We start from the raw sequence: 3,378 nt of genomic DNA, 5'->3' as shown, positions 1-3,378 counted from the left end.
TGTCATACGGATGGTGATTTCTTTCTCGCTGAGGCCTGCTTCTTCCAGCATCGGCTCGATTTTATCCATCAAGTCAGGCAGATAACGCTCGGCTTCCGCCATCGCCATGCCGCATGTCGGAAGTGACACACAAGCCATGGAGCTTCTGCGCAATGCGGAGTAATGAAGTCCATCTGTAAGACCGTATTCTTTGATTAATTCTTCGATCTTTTTCTTCTTCTGAGAGCTAACATTACCGATAATTAAGTTCTGGTTCGCTGTAAGACGGAAGTCACCGGAATGTACTTTGGCGATTTCACGAAGTCCAGTTAACAGTTGATAACTACCTTCATCTTTGACGCGCCCATTTTGGATAAACAGGGTGAAATGCCATTTGCCGTTGCTTCCTTTTACCCAGCCGTAACGATCTCCGTTATCGTCAAACTGATAAGGACGCGCAGCTTCAAGCTTCCAGCCTAGGCGAGCAGTTAGTTCTTCAACGAACCACTCGACGCCGCGGTCATCAATTGTATATTTGAAACGTGCATGTTTACGCACGGAACGATCACCATAATCACGTTGAATCGTGACGGTTTTTTCTGCCAAATCCACGACTTGATCCGGTGTAACGAATCCAATCACTTGAGCTACCTGTGGGTACGTCAGCGTATCGCCATGCGTCATGCCCATGCCGCCGCCAACGGATACGTTAAAGCCTTTGAGCTTCCCGTCTTCCACAATGGCAATGAAACCAAGATCTTGAGAGAACACGTCTACATCGTTAGATGGTGGAACGGCAATACCGATTTTGAACTTACGCGGCAAGTATACTTTTCCGTAAATCGGCTCTTGTTCCGCGTCTTGACTGTCGATCACTTTCTCTCCGTCCAACCAAATTTCGTGGTAGGCGCGAGTTTGTGGATCTAGATGGTTGCTAATACGGCAAGCCCACTCGTAAACTTCACCATGCACATCCGAAAGGTATGGATTAGGGTTGCACATAACGTTACGGTTAACGTCACCGCAAGCTGCCAGTGTGCTGAGCAGCGAGGCATTAACTTCTTGAATCGTTTTCTTCATGTTCCATTTCAGTACGCCGTGAAGCTGGAAAGATTGTCGAGTCGTTAAGCGAATGGTCCCATTCGCGTATTTCTGTGCAACGCGGTCCATCATAAGCCATTGGTCCGCTGTCACGACACCGCCGGCTGCACGAACGCGCAGCATGAACTGATAAGCTGGCTCTAGCTTTTGCTTTTGACGCTCATTGCGTAGATCTCTGTCATCCTGCATGTAGCTGCCGTGAAACTTCATCAAGCGGTTATCATCTTCTGGGATCGATCCCGTGATAGTACCTAGAAGTGTCTCTGCGAGGCTGCCCCGCAAATAATTCGTTCTTTGTTTAATGTGTTCAACGTCGCTATGCGGTGCGCTGTTCTTCGACAATAAATTGTTTTCTGACATATCGGCTCTCTCCTCTAGCAATCAACGGTTTCGTCTTAGTCATATACGCTAGCTCCTTCTTGCAGCCATTGATACAGTTCTTTGCTATTCTCAAGCATACGATGCTGTACATAGACCTTCTGATCAGTATCACGCGAAAAAGCAACATCCATGCGCGATAGAACGCCATCTTTCAACCAACGCTGCCATTCAATCTGATACAAGAAATCTGTTGAGAAATGCTGATCGCCATAGAACAACCACGATTTCCCTTCTGCACCCGTTTCTTCCCGTTCGCCGAGGAATGCACGGAAAGGAGCAACACCAGTTCCAGGCCCGATCATAATGATGGGTGTATCTGAACTTTCAGGCAATTTGAAATTCGGATTGTTCTGAATGTAAACCGGCAGTGCATCGCCTGCTTTCACTCTTTCAGCCAATTGCACGGAGCACACGCCGTAACGTTCACGACCACGCGTTTCATAACGCACAGTACGAACTGTTACATGTACTTCATCCGGGAATGCTTTGGAGCTGCTTGCGATGGAGTATAAGCGAGCAGGCATTTTGCGCAGAACCGCGATAAACTCAGCTGCTGCAATACCTTTTAGCGAATAATCCTGAACCAAATCAAGCAAATCTTTGCCGTTGATGTAAGTTTTAAGTTCTTGTTCATTTCCTGCGGCTACAAGCCCGTTCAGGTCCGTATTCACAGTCAATTTCGTAACTTGTTCAACCAGCGGTTTCGTCAAAACAGTAATTTCAAAATTATGTGTTAATGCTTCGCGTACGGAGCGTTTGTCGCCATTTTTATTAATCGTAACGAGTTCTTCTGCATTCCAACCCATGGCTTCAATCAATTCCTCGACAAGTTGAGGATGATTTTCCGGGTAAATGCCTAAGCAATCGCCTGGCTCATATTGAAGGTTCGATCCCTCCAGAGAAATCTCTACATGCCGTGTTTCGCGGTCTGATCCACGTCCATTCAGATTCAAATTCTCAAGAACTTCAGCCTGGAATGGGTTCGTTCTGGAAAATTCGGATTCAGCACCACTCGTGGAGCTAACAGCGGCACCTGCCACTGCAACGGATGACGAGGTTGATGATGCATTCAGTGTATTTAGTACGCTGCTCATCCACTCTGCTGCTGGTTCGTCGAAATCCACATCACAATCTACGCGTGGAGCAAGCTGCTTACCGCCGAGTTCACCCAAACGCTTGTCGAAATCTTTCCCCGTCTGACAGTAGAACTCATAGGACGTATCTCCGAGTGATAGCACGGAATACTGTAAACCATCTAATTGAGGTGCTCTTTTACTATGAAGGAAGTCGTGGAAGGAAATCGCATTATCCGGCGGAACCCCTTCACCATGCGTGCTGACAACAACCAACAAAGTTTGTACCTTTTTCAAAGCATTCGGCTTGAAATCGGACATGGAAGAAAGCGTTACCTGAAAACCTTGTTCTTCAAGCTTCTTGGAAAACTTTTTGGCTACACCTTGCGCTTTGCCAGACTGTGATCCGAAGAGTACTGTTACTTCTTTGGAAACTGCCACTGCGCTTGGCGCTGCACTCGGAGCAGATGCTACTGGTGTTGTTCCAGCGCTAACTGCTGATCCCGCCACTCCATTCATTGCTGTGAAGTAACCGCTCAACCAAACTCTTTGTGATTCTGTCAATGTAGGTAGTAGACGATTAAGCAATTCTACTTGTTCCTGACTAAAAGGACTGTTTGTTACTTGAAGTTCCAACAAAATCCACCTCTCATATCTTGCAGTAATAAGAAATTCCCCAATTAATTTGTCACATAAAATTTCACTCTCTTGAAGCTATCATAGGTTTAGTTGCAGGTCAATTATAATGAATTTATAAGTTCTATCAGATTAACTGATATGGCGCTTTTTTAACCTGATAACCCTTTCATTTTGTTGAAAGAGAACTTGTGAGGCAGCTTGTTGA

The 3,378-nt window shown here is 46.1% G+C and carries 2 protein-coding genes; both read right to left on the bottom strand.

Going from position 1 to position 3,378, the window contains the following annotated elements:
* A partial coding sequence (locus AC1DUA_RS35640) for an NADPH-dependent assimilatory sulfite reductase hemoprotein subunit (RefSeq protein WP_477504237.1) occupies positions 1-1,440 on the bottom strand: 1,440 nt, incomplete at its 3' end.
* 35 nt (positions 1,441-1,475) lie between these two features.
* Positions 1,476-3,170: an assimilatory sulfite reductase (NADPH) flavoprotein subunit gene (locus AC1DUA_RS35635; protein WP_477504236.1), complete on the bottom strand. Its 1,695-nt coding sequence runs from the start codon at positions 3,168-3,170 to the stop codon at positions 1,476-1,478.
* Between the last annotated feature and the right edge of the window lie 208 nt (positions 3,171-3,378).

This window comes from Paenibacillus sp. 01T422 (genome assembly GCF_056398785.1).
Note: the sequence above shows the minus strand (reverse complement) of the source record. Positions and strands in the feature narration are given on the sequence as shown.